Raw genomic sequence first — 13,625 nt, 5'->3', positions numbered from 1 at the left:
TTGCTGCAGAGGATTCCATGTCGGCCCAGCCCATCAGTGACTTTCATGCCTATCCGGATGCTACCGGCCATTTCGGCAAATTCGGCGGCCGGTTCGTTGCCGAGACCTTGATCGGCCCGTTGCAGGAACTGGCTGCCGCTTACGATCAGGCGCGCCAGGATCCTTCCTTCATTGCCGAATACGACAAGGATCTCAAGCACTACGTCGGCCGGCCCAGCCCGATTTATCACGCCGAGCGCCTGAGCCGCGAAGTGGGGGGCGCGCAGATCCTGCTCAAGCGCGAAGACCTCAACCACACCGGCGCGCACAAGATCAACAACACCATCGGCCAGGCCTTGCTGGCCAGCCGCATGGGCAAGACCCGGATCATCGCCGAGACCGGCGCCGGCCAGCATGGTGTGGCCAGCGCCACGGTCGCTGCGCGGCTGGGCCTGGAGTGCGTGGTCTACATGGGCGCCACCGATATCGAACGGCAGAAGATCAACGTCTACCGCATGAAGCTGCTCGGCGCGACGGTAGTGCCGGTGACCTCCGGCTCGGCCACGCTCAAGGACGCGCTCAACGAAGCGATGCGCGACTGGGTCACCAATGTGCAGGACACCTTCTACATCATCGGCACCGTCGCCGGCCCGGATCCGTATCCGCGCATGGTGCGCGACTTCAACGCGATTGTCGGCCGCGAAGCGCGCGCGCAGATGCTGGAAGACTACGGCCGTCTGCCGGATGCGCTCAGTGCCTGCGTCGGCGGCGGCAGCAATGCGATCGGCTTGTTCCATGCCTTCCTCAACGACCCGGGCGTCAAGATCTATGGCGCCGAAGCGGCCGGCGACGGTATCGCCACCGGTCGCCATGCTGCCTCGATCGCGGCCGGTCGCCCCGGTGTGCTGCACGGCAACCGCACCTATGTGATCTGCGACGACGACGGCCAGATCACCGAGACCCATTCGATCTCCGCCGGCCTGGATTACCCGGGCGTCGGTCCGGAGCATTCGTTCCTGTCCGACAGCGGTCGCGCGGTCTACCAGGGCATCACCGACGACGAGGCGATGGCCGCGTTCCATCTGCTGGCGCATACCGAGGGCATTCTGGCCGCGCTCGAATCCAGCCATGCGGTGGCGCAGTCGATCAAGCTCGCCCGCGAGCTGCCTAAGGACGCGTTGATCCTGTGCAACTTGTCCGGCCGTGGCGACAAGGACATGCACACCATCGCCGAGCGCGAAGGCGTGCGAGTCTGACGCCGCTGCGACACGTCACTGTGAGCGCCCTGGCGGATCAACCAGGGCACCACAGATCCGCGGTTGCCCGGAAAACAACGGTTGCGGTTGTTGTGCCTGGACAGTTCGACCTGGAGATTGACGCCCAGGCGTTGACCGAACTGCCCGCAGCCATGTACCAGGACATCCATTGATGCGGTCGTACCGCAGCTAACTTCTTCAAGGTCTTTCAATGCGTCGTATCGACGAAACCTTCCAACGTTTGCGTGCCGATGGCCGCAAGGCGCTCATCCCCTTCATCACTGCCGGCGATCCCTCGCTGGAAGCCACCGTCCCGGTGATGCACGCGCTGGTGCGCGCCGGTGCCGACGTGATCGAACTCGGCGTGCCGTTTTCTGACCCGATGGCCGACGGCCCCACCATCCAGCGCAGCTCCGAACGCGCGCTGGGCCGTAGTGCCGGCCTGGCCTATGTACTGGAAGCGGTGCACGAATTCCGCCGCGAAGACGCCACCACCCCGGTGGTGCTGATGGGCTACCTCAATCCGATCGAGATCCACGGCACGCGGCGCTTTGCCGAGGCCGCCGTCGCTGCTGGCGTGGACGGCTTGCTGCTGGTCGACCTGCCGCCAGAAGAGGCCGCCGAGACCCGCGCCATCTTCACCGAGGTCGGCCTGGCGTTGATCGCGCTGGCCTCGCCGACCACCAGCGAGCAGCGTCTGGACATGCTGTGCAGCAGCGCCCAGGGGTATCTGTATTACGTCAGCTTCGCCGGCGTCACCGGCGCTTCGAATCTGCTCGACACCCACGCGGCAGGCGACCGGCTGCGCCAGCTGCGCCGGCGTGCCGGCGCCCCGGTGGTGGCCGGTTTTGGCATCAAGGACTCGGTCAGCGCCGCCGCAATGGCCGTGGATGCCGACGGTGTAGTCGTCGGCAGCGCCCTGGTCGCCGCCCTGGCCGAAGCCCCGGACGTCCGCACCGCCAGCGAATACGCCAAGGCGTTCCTGACCCCACTCCGCCAGGCACTGGATCGCTGATGCGCGCTACGATCAATACGTGATGCTGCAGGTTGCGCACGCGGCTGCATTGCATACCTTGACCCCGAAATTGGACTCAAGCTTGCAACTTCCGCCGCTACTGCAACTACATTTCACTGCGGCAGAAGGGACCTGAATGGATTGGCTTGCCAGCAAGCCTAGTGCCATATTCTCAGTTGCAGAGCCAGTCATGGGGATCTGATAGCCATCGGGGACATCCATCGGTGCGACATAACCATACAGACGGATCCACACCGCATCGCGCCCGCTGGCGTCCACCGGAATGCCCAGGGTCTTTTTGAATGCAAGTAGATCCTTTCTGACGTCGGGGACCGACAGCAGGCGTGCATCGATCCGCGGCAAGCTTCTGACTTCGTCAGCACTGGCAAAGGTCGCACCTATTTGATCCTGCCGAACCGGGTACATCGCTGTGCTTCCACCACGGTTGCATTGTGTGCAGTCAGAGCTCATTGCACAGAAAGTCTGACCATTGGGAAGTAACGTGGGGCTGCATCCAGATCCTCCAGGACATGCGCAGGTCAGGACGGCGGTCGGACTGATTGCCCAGACACCTTTTTCCTGGGTAAACATGAACCAGCCAGTAGGCACCCTTATTGTCATCGAGCCATCTGGATTGATGTGCGACGTCGTCTTGCTTGGAAGCGGTGCACTGGTCTCGGTTCCGCACATCTTTACTTGGGCTTGGCTGCTACCGATAACGGAGACCAGGAGTAAGAGAGCTGCAATGCATGCCGGTGTTTTCATGATCGATCCTTGTTCACTGAGGTTTCTAGGGGCTTGTTTCGTTTGGGCGATGCGCATTTAAGTAGGCGTATGGCTGCTGGAGCACTCCAGCCACGATCCCTGGGTGCCAGTTCCCTTTACCATAATCGTGCTGCTTGTAAAAGCCTGTGCCGATGTGCGGCTGTCCGCTCGACTATCTTGCTGGTGTTTCGCTGCGTAGGTCCGCGAAAGCGTCGGGCGCCGGGCTGGTTTACACTCCGCATTCTGATGCCCCATAGGGGGTGCTTTTACGGAATCGAATGAGCTGGCTCAGCAAATTGATGCCCTCCGGCATCCGCACCGAGAACACCCCGGCCAAGAAGCGCAGCGTCCCCGAGGGGCTGTGGGAAAAGTGCAGCAATTGCGGCAGCGCGCTGTACGGCCCCGAGCTCGAGGAAAACCTGGAGGTGTGTCCGAAATGCGACCACCACATGGCGATCCGCGCCCGCGCGCGCCTGGCCGCGTTGTTCGATGTGGATGCCCCGACCACCGAGATCGCCGCCCAGCTGGGCCCGGTCGACGTGCTCAAGTTCAAGGACCAGAAGCGCTACGGCGAGCGTATCAAGGCCAGCCAGAAGGCCAGCGGCGAGTACGACGCATTGATCGCCATGCGCGGCACGCTCAAGGGCAACCCGCTGGTCGCCGCCGCCTTCGATTTCGCCTTCATGGGCGGCTCGATGGGCTCGGTGGTCGGCGAGCGCTTTGCGCGTGCAGCCGAAGTGGCGCTAGAGGTCGGCTGCCCGTTCGTGTGCTTCTCCGCCAGTGGCGGTGCACGCATGCAGGAAGGCCTGTTCTCGCTGATGCAGATGGCCAAGACCTCCGCCGCGCTCGGCCGCCTGCGCGAAGCGGGCCTGCCGTACATCTCGGTGCTGACCCATCCCACCACCGGTGGCGTATCAGCCTCGTTCGCGATGCTGGGCGATATCAACATCGCCGAGCCGCATGCGCTAATCGGCTTCGCCGGCCCGCGCGTGATCGAACAGACCGTGCGCGAAACGCTGCCGGAAGGCTTTCAGCGCTCGGAGTTCCTGCTCGATCACGGCGCCATCGATCAGATCTGCGACCGCCGCGACATGCGCGACCGCATCGCCGATCTGACCGCGATGATGATGCGTCAGCCGCATCCGCAGGAGGATGCGGCGTGACGGTAGTAGTTGGCGGTTGGAACCGGAACCCGCGACCGGGGACCCGGCGAAGACGCGTTTTGCCGGGTGATGCTTTCCGTGTCCAGCGGTTGCTCCTCGGTCCCGGGTTCCGGGTCCCGGCTCTATGAGCGGCCGTAAGTATTTCGGAACCGACGGCATCCGCGGTCGGGTGGGGCAGGGCGTGATCTCGGCCGATTTCGTGCTGCGTCTGGGCAATGCGCTCGGTCGTGTGCTCACTCAGGGGCGCCGCAAGCGGCCGCTGGTTTTGATCGGCAAGGACACACGCATTTCCGGCTACATGTTCGAAGCAGCCTTGGAAGCCGGCCTGGTCGCCGCAGGTGCCGACGTGCAACTGATCGGCCCGATGCCGACCCCTGCCATCGCGTTTCTGACCAATACGCTGCGCGCCCACGCTGGCGTGGTGATCAGCGCCTCGCACAATCCGCATTACGACAACGGCATCAAGTTCTTCTCGGCAGAAGGCGAGAAGCTCGACGACGCGACCGAAGCGGCCATCGAAGCCGCGTTGGATGAGCCGTTCCACACCGTGGAGTCCGAGCGTCTGGGCAAGGCGATCCGCACCCGTGATGCCATCGGCCGTTATATCGAATTCTGCAAGGCCAGCGTGGCACGTGGGTTCACCTTACATGGCTTGAAGATGGTGCTCGATTGCGCGCATGGCGCGACCTATCACATCGCACCGATGCTGTTCCGCGAGCTGGGTGCCGAGGTGATGGTCATCGGCGCTGCGCCGGACGGTCTCAATATCAATGCCGGTGTCGGCTCCACGCATATCGATAATCTTGCCGCCCAGGTCCGCGAGAGTGGCGCGCACCTGGGTATCGCCTTCGATGGCGACGGCGACCGCGTGCTGATGGCCGACGACCAGGGTAATCCGGTCGATGGCGACGACCTGCTATATGTGTTGGCTCGCTCATGGCAGGCTAGCGGTCGGCTCACCGGCACCGTGGTCGGCACGTTGATGACCAACTACGGCCTGGAACAGGCGCTGGCCGCATCGAATATTCCGTTTCAGCGCGCAAAGGTTGGCGACCGCTATGTGCACCAGGCCTTGGTCGAAGGCGGCGGCACGCTGGGCGGAGAAACCTCCGGCCATCTGCTGTGCCTGGATCGTGCCACCACCGGCGACGGCATCGTCAGCGCGTTGCAAGTGCTCCAAGCGCTGGGCCGCGATGGACAAAGCCTGCGCGAAGCGTTGAGCGGTCTGAGCAAGGTGCCGCAGAAAACCGTCAACGTGCGCCTCGACGGCGGCGCGGCAAAGGCCATTGTAGAAGCAGCAGGCGTGCAGCAAGCGCTGCAGCAGGCGCAAGCCGCTGTGCAGGGCCGTGGCCGCGCGTTTCTGCGTCCGTCCGGCACCGAGGCGGTGGTGCGCGTGACCGTGGAAGCCGACGACACCGGCCTGATGCAGGACACCCTCGACCGACTCTCCGGAGCTGTGCGTGACGCGACGTGAGTCGGTGATCATCGGCATCTGCGTGGTCTTTGCGAAGGCCGCGACGTTTTACCTGTTGTATCGCCTGCTGATCTGAGCAGCAGGTGTTTCTCTCGACCTTTTCGAGTTCGACTGCAGATGTCCGTATGAGCGCCCGCATCCCGACCCTGGACATCAGCCGTTTCGACAGCGATCGCGACGCCTTCGTCGCCGCGATCGGGGCGGCCTATCGGCAGTGGGGCTTTGCCGGCATCCGCAATCACGGCATCGTGCAGGCCGACGTCGATGCGGCCTACGCGGTGTTCAAAGCGTTCTTCGCGCTGCCGGAAGCCCTCAAGCGCCGCTATCACATGGAAGGCAGTGGTGGTGCACGCGGCTATACCGCGTTCGGTGTGGAGACCGCCAAGAATTCCAAGCACTTCGACCTGAAAGAGTTCTGGCACATCGGCCGCGAAATTCCGGATGATTCGCCCCACCGCGCGGTGATGCCGCCGAATTTGTGGCCTGAGGAAGTGCCTGGTTTCCGAGAGCGCGGCTACCGTCTGTATCAGCAGCTCGATCAACTCGGCTCGCGCGTGTTGTCGGCGCTGGCGCTGCACATCGGCCTGCCGCAAGACTATTTTGTCGACAAGACCAACAACGGCAATTCGATCCTGCGGCCTATCCATTATCCGCCGATCATCAGCGACGACATTCCCAACGTGCGTGCCGGTGCGCATGGCGACATCAACTTCATCACCTTGTTGGTCGGTGCCAGCGCCGCCGGCCTGGAAGTGCGTTCCAACGATGGCGAGTGGGTGCCATTCACAGCGGATGCCGACACCATCGTGGTCAATATCGGCGACATGCTGCAACGCCTGACCAACCATGTGTACCCGTCCACCATCCATCGCGTGGTCAATCCGCCGGGCGAAGCAGCGCGCAAGCCGCGTTATTCGGTGCCGTTCTTCCTGCACCCCAACCCGGATTTTCTGATCGACGTGCTGCCCTTGTGCATCACCGCCGAAAACCCCAGTCGATACCCCGAGTCGATCACCGCGCATGACTTCCTGGAAGAGCGGTTGCGCGAGATTAAGCTGAAATAATTCAGCGCTCGTCAGCAATCACCGCGCGCTTCGAATAGCCGCGTTCGCAACATGAGCAAGGACGGGCGCCACACTTTCGTTCGCAAATTTCCGCTCGCGTCTGGTTAAAGCTTGCGTTCACTTGTGCCGATAATCCAGTCTGATCGCTAGCGCGACGTCGGACTTGCCTGACGCCCGCTGCCGATTGCACAAGGTGGGGGCGCATGCGGACGCGATGGTTCAAATGGGTAAGTGTGGTCCCTCTGCTATTGGCGTATGCCGTTGCGGGGTCCGTGGCTGCGACGTCTGTCAGTGTCACCGTGGCCGATGCCGATGGCTTACTGGTCGATGCTGTGGTGAGCTTGGAGCCGGCGCGTCCTGTCGCCGCCAGCGTATCCAAGACTGCCGAGATGGATCAGATCAATTCGCAGTTCGTGCCCGCCGTGCTGGTGGTGCGCGCCGGAACATTAGTGCGCTTTCCGAATAGAGATCAGATTCGCCATCAAGTCTATTCATTCTCTCCGGCCAAACGTTTCGAATTGCCCCTATTTCAGGGCACCATGGCTGCGTCGATTCGCTTTGATCAGGCCGGCCTGGTGACGGTCGGCTGCAATATCCACGACTGGATGCTGGGCTATATCGTGGTACTGGAGACGCCCTACTTCGGCAAGACCGGCAGCGCTGGTCGAGTGCAACTTGAGGCGCCCGCGGGCAACTACACGCTGCGGGTCTGGCATCCACGCATCAAGGGCGCTGCGACGACCGAACCGTTGGTGCTTGCGCGCGCTGCAGTGCAACGCCGAGTGACCTTGCAGACCACCGGCGCTGCGCCGGCAGCTGCGCCTTCGGACGAGCGCGCGCGGGCGCTGCAGGATAAATTCCGCCGCGCCGATCCGAAGAAGACGCATCCATGAAGGCGATGCGCCTGCATACGCGCATCGCTGCTTTGCTGGTTCTGGTCGTGCTGGCAACGCAGGCGTTGACTTTCATCGCAGTGCAACTGGCGACCGAGCGCAGCGTCAAGGTACAGCTCGGCGAAGAACTGCAGATCGGCGAGCGCGTCTGGCAACGCATCAATGTGCGGCGCGATGAGCAGCTAATGCAGTCGGCTTCGGTGCTGGCGGATGATTTTGGCTTTCGTGCGGCGGTGGCCAGTGGCGATGTGCCGACCATGCAATCGGCATTGCGCAACCATGCCGCGCGCATGTCGGCGCAGACCGCAGTACTGTTGTCGCCGGATGGCGAATTTTTGACCGGGTTGGCCGATGTGCCGCAAGCCGAACAATTGCGTGCGGTGCAGGCCTTGTTGCAGCAGGCGCAGCTTGATGGGCGCGCGGTGGGTGTGGTTGCGTTGGATCAGCACATTGTGCGGTTGGCGGTGGTGCAGGTGCTCGCGCCGAGCCGCGTGGGTTGGATCGCGATCGGCAACGAGTCCGGCGATGGTCTTGCGCAAGATTTCCGCAGTACCACCGGGTTGGATGCAACCTTCTTTACCGACGGCCCGCCCGTGCGCGTGCTGGCATCAACGTTGGAACCGGCCGCGCTTGCAGAGTTCGCTCAGCAATTGCCCAGTGCGGAGAAGGTGCACGCTGCTTCTATCCCATTGACGTTGGGTCAGTCGCGCTATCTGGTCAAGCTGCAGTCGATCCAAGGCGGCCACGTGCGGGTTGCCTTGCAGGCATCGCTGGATCGCGCGGTCGCACCGTATCGCACCCTCAAACTGCGCATCTTGCTGCTTGCTGGGCTGGCCACCGCCGCGGCACTGGGCGTGGCGATTTTCCTGGCACGCAGCGTCAGCAAGCCGGTCGCGCAATTGGTGCAGGCGGCGCGACGCATCCAGCGTGGCGATTACGACACCGCCGTGCAGGTGCCGCCCGGTCGCGAACTCGCCGAGCTGGCCGACAGCTTCGGGCGTATGCAGCAACAGATCGCCAGTCGCGAGCAGCACATCCTGCATCAGGCCCGGCACGACGCCTTGACCGGTCTACCCAACCGCATCTGGTTGCTGGAGCGATTGAAACAGGTGGTGGAGCAGACTGTGGCTTCCGGCGGCACCGCCGCGGTGATGATCCTGGATCTGGAGCGCTTCAAGGAACTCAACGACAGCCTGGGCCACGACTTCGCCGACCAAGTGCTGGTCGAAGCCGGGCGCCGGCTGGTCGATGTGGTGCAGGAGCCGAACCTGGTCGGTCGACTGGGCAGCGACGAATTCATGGTCGTGGTGACCCAGGCCGATGCGGCCAGCGTGCAGCAGGACGCGCAGCGCTTGCTGCTGCAACTGCGTCGCCCATTGGTATTGCCACAGGCACGTATCCAGCTCGAAGCCAGCATCGGCATTGCCTTGATTCCCGAGCATGGTGCCGATCCGGACACCTTGTTGCGGCGCGCCGATATCGCACGGCGTCAGGTCAGCGATGCAACCACCATTGGCGTGAGCGTGTATCGCATGGGCCTGGACGAGCGGCATCTGCGGCGCTTGCAACTCACTGGCGATCTGCGTCAGGCGATCGGCGGCAACGAGCTGACCTTGCGCTTCCAGCCCAAGATCTGTCTGCGCACCGATCACGTCGAACAGGTGGAAGTGCTGGTGCGCTGGCAACACCCGGTGCTCGGCCCGATTGGCCCGGACGAATTCATTCCGCTTGCCGAGCATTCCGGCGTGATCCATCCGCTGACCCGTTTTGTGCTGGATGAGGCGCTGCGCTGCCAGGCGCAATGGCGCAAGCAGGGCTTGGAACTGGGCATGGCGATCAATCTGTCCGCACTCGACCTCTCCGACCCTGGCTTGCCCGATTTCGTGCGCGACCGTCTGGAACAACACGCAGTGCCGGCGCAATCGATCACGCTGGAATTGACCGAAAGCTCCTTGATGCGCGATGTTGAATCCGCGCTGCACATGTTGCACCAGTTACGCAGTGTCGGTGTGCGCTTGTCCATCGATGACTTCGGCACTGGCTATTCCTCGTTGGCCCAACTCAAGCGCATGCCGGTAAACGAATTGAAGATCGACAAGAGCTTCGTCATGCAATTGGCCGAAGGCACCGACGATGCATTTATTGTGCGCAGCACGATTGATCTAGGCCATAACCTCGGCCTCAGCGTGATCGCCGAAGGTGTCGAGAACGCCACTGCGTTGGCGCTGTTGCGCACCTATGGCTGCGACATGGTGCAGGGCTATCTGTACGCGCCGCCGTTGGAAGACGCACCGCTGGTAGCCTGGTGCATGCGCCAGCTGGGAATGACACCGGCAGCACATGCAGGAGCGCAACGATGAAGTACTGCCTACGCGTCGCGCTGGTTGCCGCGGTATTGGGCGGGGTGAGCACACCAACGTACGCAATTGCCGGGGATGGGCGTCTGCTCGCCACTGGCGGCGTATCGATGATTGAAGGCAGCAGCGGAGGTGGCATCGTCCCCTGGGCCACGTTGTCCGGCTATGGCACGCGCGATGAACTCGGCACCGTGCTGTTCGCCACGCATATGGATAGCGGCGATTACCGGCTCGACGTGCAGGGTGCCGCGCTTACCGTCGGCAATCGGCTGGAACTCTCGCTTGCGCGTCAGCGTCTGGACCTGGGCACATTGCAGGATCGGCTCGGACTGCCGTGGAATGCGCTCGGCCAGGATGTAGTCGGCGCCAAGCTGCGTCTGTACGGTGATCTTGTGTACGGGCACGCGCCTCAAGTCAGTCTCGGCGTGCAGTACAAGCGCCTGCGCGACGGCACGCTGCCCTTGGCCATCGGTGCGCGCGACGATCACGGTACCGATGTCTTCATCAGCGCCAGTCGATTGTTCCTGCAGGGGGCTGGCGGTTATCAGTTGCTGCTCAATGGCACGCTACGGGCAACGCGCGCCAATCAGACCGGCTTGCTGGGTTTCGGTGGCGATCGCCGCAACAGCTATCGGTTGGTTGCCGAAGCCAGTGCTGCCGTCATATTGTCGCCCTCCTTGGCGGTGGGTGTTGAATATCGCGACAAGCCCAATAATCTTGGCTTTGCGGGCGAACAGGCCTGGGCGGATGCCTTCGTTGCCTGGTTTCCCAGCAAACATGTGTCGTTGACCGCAGCCTGGGCCGATCTTGGCGATGTCGCTACGCTCATCGATCAGAGCGGTCCTTATCTTTCCCTGCAGGTAGCGTTTTGATGAACCGATGGCTGCGCTGGTCTTTGTCGTGCGTGCTGGGTCTGATGAGTGCCTGCGCCACCACGCCACCGCGCCAGACGCTCTATGACGAGCTCGGCGGGCAGGCCGGGATCGAGTCGCTGGTGGAAACCATGCTGTCGCGCATTGCCGACGATCAACGCATCGTCGACAAGTTCGCGCGCGTCAACATCGTCATGCTCAACGAGCGCTTGGTTCAGAAGTTCTGCCATGTCGCCGATGGGCCGTGCCCGGATACCGCCAAGTCGATGAAACAGGCGCATGCGCATCTGGCAATTCGCGAAGGCGACTTCAACGCATTGGTCGAGGATCTGAACTGGGCGATGGATCAGCGCCACATCCCTCGTCGCACGCAAAATCGCTTGCTTGAGCGTCTGGCGGCCATGCATGGCGAAATTGTCAATCATTGACGTCGCCTGCGTGCACGTTGTGCGGTCACGCGTGCGCGAGGTGACATGTCTAACTGGCTCAATTCAGCGGCCGGACGCGACGCGATGCGCGTGCCATCAGCCGTAGCGCAAAGGCATGCGGCAACATGCGCAGCGCGGCGTTGAACAGCCGATAGCGCCAGCCCGGCACGGCCAGCACCTGGCCACGTTCCAGTGCTTGGATGCCGTACTCGGCAACGTTATCGGCCTGCAGCCAAACCCAGCGGGGCAGGGAGGTCATCGATGCGCGGGTGCCGGTCACGTCGTGAAATTCCGACCACGCAAATCCAGGGCACAGCGCGCAGACCTTGACCGCGCAATCGGCGTTTTCCAGCGCCAGCGATTCGCTGAAGCGCAGCATGAAACTCTTGCTGGCCGCGTATAGGGTTTGTCCATCGGCACCCGGTGTCAGCGCGGCAAACGAGGCTACGTTGAGAATGCAGCCCTGGCCACTGGCGCGAATCATCGGCAACAGTCGCCAGGTCAGCTCGCACACCGCGCCCACCATCACCTGCAGAAAGCGCGCATGCGTTGTCCAATCGTTGCGCTGGTAGCGGCCGGGAACGCCATAGCCAGCGTTGTTGACCAGGGTCCCGACCGTCCAGCCATTGCGTTGGATCTATGCCACCAGTGCTTCCACCGCGGCAGGGTCGGCCAAGTCGGCTGGTAGCACTTTCACGAGGACCCTGGCACCCAATTCCTCAGCCAGCGCTTGCAGCCGGTCCACCCGGCGCGCGGTCAGGATCAGCGACACGCCACGCCTGGCGTAGGCACGCGCGATCTCGCGGCCAATGCCACTGGAAGCACCGGTGACCAGCGCGAAGACAGGCGAAACGGACATGGCAGGTTCCTGTTGAGTAAGAGATGGGACGCGCGGTGTACACAAGTCATTGTGCCGGTTGCCGACAGGGCATGGGCTATTCTGTCTCTTGTCTTCAACTCAGGAACCTGCGTCTGATGCGTCGAAAGATCGTTGCTGGAAATTGGAAGCTGCATGGCAGCCGCACCTTCGCCACCGAACTTGTGGCCCAGGTCGCCGCGCACATGCCCCTGGATGGCGTCGATGTCGTCATCCTGCCGCCACTGCCTTACCTCGGCGACCTGATCGAGGATTTCCAGGCACATCACTTGTCATTCGGAGCCCAGGACGTCAGTAGTAATGAAAAGGGTGCCTATACCGGCGAGGTCTCGGCCTCGATGCTGGTGGATGTCGGTGCCGAGTACGGGCTGGTCGGCCACTCCGAGCGCCGCCAGTATCACCAGGAGACCAGCGAACTGGTGGCGCGCAAGTTCGTCGCCGCCATGCATGCCGGGCTGATCCCGGTGCTGTGCGTGGGCGAATCGCTGGAACAACGCGAGTCTGGTCAGACTGAGGCAATCTTACGTGCCCAGCTCGAGCCGGTGCTGGCGCTAGTGGGCAGCGAAGGCTTCGCCCGTGCCGTGCTTGCCTACGAGCCGATCTGGGCTATTGGCACCGGCCGCACCGCTAACCCGGAGCAGGCTCAGGCCGTGCATGCCTTCTTGCGTGGCGAAGTCGCGAAGGCGGATGCTAGAATCGCCGATCGGCTCCCCATCCTGTACGGGGGTAGTGTCAAGCCCGATAACGCCAGCGAGCTGTTCGCACAGCCCGACGTCGATGGCGGGCTGGTCGGAGGCGCTTCGCTGGTCGCCGGAGACTTCCTGGCTATCGCACGCGCGGCGGCCGTTTGCTAACTCATTAAGTTTTGTCCGGGGACGGATTTCGAAATGCTGATGTTGATCCTCAATGTGGTCTACGTGCTGGTCGCGCTGGCGATGATTGCGCTGATCCTGATGCAACGTGGCGCGGGTGCGGCAGCCGGTTCCGGCTTCGGCGCCGGCGCGTCCGGCACCGTGTTCGGTTCGCAGGGTGCATCGAACTTTCTGTCCAAGTCGACCAAGTGGTTGGCCGTTATGTTTTTCAGCATCAGCCTGTTCATGGCGTGGTACGCCACACACGGTGCACGTCCCATCGACCAGAACCTGGGTGTGATGTCGCAGGCGACCACCCCGGCGCCTGCTGCTGCCGGCGAGCTGACTCAGCCGCAAGCGCCTGCCGCCGGTGCTGTGCCAACCGCTCCGTCGCAGCCACCGCCTGCCGCCGCGCCAGCGCAGGCCGCACCCACGCAACAAGCGCCTGCGGCGCGCGAAGAAAACGCTTCGGAACCATCACAAAAACGCTGAAGCCGGTTACAATACGCCGCGCACTGGGATGCCCAGCGGCGCAACGTATGCCCAGGTGGCGGAATTGGTAGACGCACTACCTTGAGGTGGTAGCGGCTTAGGTCGTAGGGGTTCGAGTCCCCTCTTGGGCACCATTGTT

Annotated in this window: 12 protein-coding genes, 1 tRNA gene and 1 pseudogene; 12 read left to right on the top strand and 2 right to left on the bottom strand. The window is 62.9% G+C overall.

Going from position 1 to position 13,625, the window contains the following annotated elements; translation table 11 throughout:
- The first annotated feature begins 17 nt into the window (after positions 1–17).
- Positions 18–1,235, top strand: coding sequence for a tryptophan synthase subunit beta (gene trpB / locus J5I97_RS12390; RefSeq protein WP_208586823.1), 1,218 nt, complete (start codon positions 18–20; stop codon positions 1,233–1,235).
- Positions 1,236–1,446: 211 nt separating this feature from the next.
- Positions 1,447–2,250 (top strand): tryptophan synthase subunit alpha, encoded by an 804-nt coding sequence (gene trpA, locus J5I97_RS12385; RefSeq protein ID WP_208586822.1) that lies wholly within the window; start codon positions 1,447–1,449, stop codon positions 2,248–2,250.
- Between the two features lie 12 nt (positions 2,251–2,262).
- On the opposite strand, the gene J5I97_RS12380 is transcribed toward trpA, so the two are convergent.
- Positions 2,263–3,015, bottom strand: a complete 753-nt coding sequence (locus tag J5I97_RS12380; protein ID WP_208586821.1) for a hypothetical protein — start codon at positions 3,013–3,015, stop codon at positions 2,263–2,265.
- Positions 3,016–3,293: 278 nt separating this feature from the next.
- Between J5I97_RS12380 and accD the strand changes: the two genes are divergently transcribed.
- The 7 genes from accD to J5I97_RS12345 all read left to right on the top strand — a co-directional run bounded on the left by accD (position 3,294) and on the right by J5I97_RS12345 (position 11,266).
- Entirely contained in the window at positions 3,294–4,178 is an 885-nt protein-coding gene (gene accD, locus J5I97_RS12375) for an acetyl-CoA carboxylase, carboxyltransferase subunit beta (protein WP_208586820.1), read from the top strand.
- Between the two features lie 124 nt (positions 4,179–4,302).
- Positions 4,303–5,652 (top strand): phosphoglucosamine mutase, encoded by a 1,350-nt coding sequence (gene glmM, locus J5I97_RS12370; protein WP_208586818.1) that lies wholly within the window; start codon positions 4,303–4,305, stop codon positions 5,650–5,652.
- Positions 5,653–5,777: 125 nt separating this feature from the next.
- Complete coding sequence (locus tag J5I97_RS12365) at positions 5,778–6,716, top strand: isopenicillin N synthase family dioxygenase (protein ID WP_208586816.1); 939 nt, start codon at positions 5,778–5,780, stop codon at positions 6,714–6,716.
- Between the two features lie 203 nt (positions 6,717–6,919).
- Positions 6,920–7,609: a methylamine utilization protein gene (locus tag J5I97_RS12360; RefSeq protein WP_208586814.1), complete on the top strand. Its 690-nt coding sequence runs from the start codon at positions 6,920–6,922 to the stop codon at positions 7,607–7,609.
- Complete coding sequence (locus J5I97_RS12355; protein WP_208586812.1) at positions 7,606–9,969, top strand: putative bifunctional diguanylate cyclase/phosphodiesterase; 2,364 nt, start codon at positions 7,606–7,608, stop codon at positions 9,967–9,969. The genes J5I97_RS12360 and J5I97_RS12355 overlap by 4 nt, the downstream gene beginning before the upstream one ends.
- Positions 9,966–10,838, top strand: coding sequence for a DUF3034 family protein (locus J5I97_RS12350; protein WP_208586810.1), 873 nt, complete (start codon positions 9,966–9,968; stop codon positions 10,836–10,838). Before J5I97_RS12355 ends, J5I97_RS12350 begins: the two co-directional genes overlap by 4 nt.
- Positions 10,838–11,266 carry a group I truncated hemoglobin gene (locus J5I97_RS12345; protein WP_002810241.1) on the top strand — a complete coding sequence of 143 codons (429 nt, stop codon included), beginning with the start codon at positions 10,838–10,840 and terminating at the stop codon, positions 11,264–11,266. The genes J5I97_RS12350 and J5I97_RS12345 overlap by 1 nt, the downstream gene beginning before the upstream one ends.
- Before the next feature lie 58 nt (positions 11,267–11,324).
- Here J5I97_RS12345 and J5I97_RS12340 read toward each other — a convergent pair.
- A pseudogene (locus J5I97_RS12340) lies at positions 11,325–12,125 on the bottom strand (SDR family NAD(P)-dependent oxidoreductase).
- Positions 12,126–12,241: 116 nt separating this feature from the next.
- Between J5I97_RS12340 and tpiA the strand changes: the two are divergent.
- From tpiA to J5I97_RS12325, 3 genes are all read left to right on the top strand, one after another.
- On the top strand, positions 12,242–12,997 hold the full coding sequence (gene tpiA / locus J5I97_RS12335; RefSeq protein ID WP_208586809.1) for a triose-phosphate isomerase: 756 nt from the start codon (positions 12,242–12,244) through the stop codon (positions 12,995–12,997).
- Positions 12,998–13,030: 33 nt separating this feature from the next.
- The gene (secG, locus tag J5I97_RS12330) at positions 13,031–13,486 is read left to right on the top strand and encodes a preprotein translocase subunit SecG (RefSeq protein WP_208586808.1); all 456 of its coding nucleotides are present in this window, start codon (positions 13,031–13,033) and stop codon (positions 13,484–13,486) included.
- Positions 13,487–13,535: 49 nt separating this feature from the next.
- Positions 13,536–13,620, top strand: a tRNA-Leu gene (locus J5I97_RS12325).
- Positions 13,621–13,625: the final 5 nt, after the last annotated feature.

Origin of the sequence: Xanthomonas fragariae, assembly GCF_017603965.1 — a bacterium.
GTDB classification, from domain to species: domain Bacteria; phylum Pseudomonadota; class Gammaproteobacteria; order Xanthomonadales; family Xanthomonadaceae; genus Xanthomonas; species Xanthomonas fragariae_A.
The sequence above is the reverse complement of the archived record's forward strand: the minus strand, read 5'-3'. Positions and strand labels throughout refer to the sequence as shown.

Excerpts from the sequence above, each read along its gene's own strand:
- trpB (WP_208586823.1), top strand. The coding sequence starts at position 18 with ATGTCGGCCCAGCCCATCAGTGACTTTCATGCCTATCCGGATGCTACC.
- trpA (WP_208586822.1), top strand. The coding sequence starts at position 1,447 with ATGCGTCGTATCGACGAAACCTTCCAACGTTTGCGTGCCGATGGCCGC.
- J5I97_RS12380 (WP_208586821.1), bottom strand. The coding sequence starts at position 3,015 with ATGAAAACACCGGCATGCATTGCAGCTCTCTTACTCCTGGTCTCCGTT.
- accD (WP_208586820.1), top strand. The coding sequence starts at position 3,294 with ATGAGCTGGCTCAGCAAATTGATGCCCTCCGGCATCCGCACCGAGAAC.
- glmM (WP_208586818.1), top strand. The coding sequence starts at position 4,303 with ATGAGCGGCCGTAAGTATTTCGGAACCGACGGCATCCGCGGTCGGGTG.
- J5I97_RS12365 (WP_208586816.1), top strand. The coding sequence starts at position 5,778 with ATGAGCGCCCGCATCCCGACCCTGGACATCAGCCGTTTCGACAGCGAT.
- J5I97_RS12360 (WP_208586814.1), top strand. The coding sequence starts at position 6,920 with ATGCGGACGCGATGGTTCAAATGGGTAAGTGTGGTCCCTCTGCTATTG.
- J5I97_RS12355 (WP_208586812.1), top strand. The coding sequence starts at position 7,606 with ATGAAGGCGATGCGCCTGCATACGCGCATCGCTGCTTTGCTGGTTCTG.
- J5I97_RS12350 (WP_208586810.1), top strand. The coding sequence starts at position 9,966 with ATGAAGTACTGCCTACGCGTCGCGCTGGTTGCCGCGGTATTGGGCGGG.
- J5I97_RS12345 (WP_002810241.1), top strand. The coding sequence starts at position 10,838 with ATGAACCGATGGCTGCGCTGGTCTTTGTCGTGCGTGCTGGGTCTGATG.
- tpiA (WP_208586809.1), top strand. The coding sequence starts at position 12,242 with ATGCGTCGAAAGATCGTTGCTGGAAATTGGAAGCTGCATGGCAGCCGC.
- secG (WP_208586808.1), top strand. The coding sequence starts at position 13,031 with ATGCTGATGTTGATCCTCAATGTGGTCTACGTGCTGGTCGCGCTGGCG.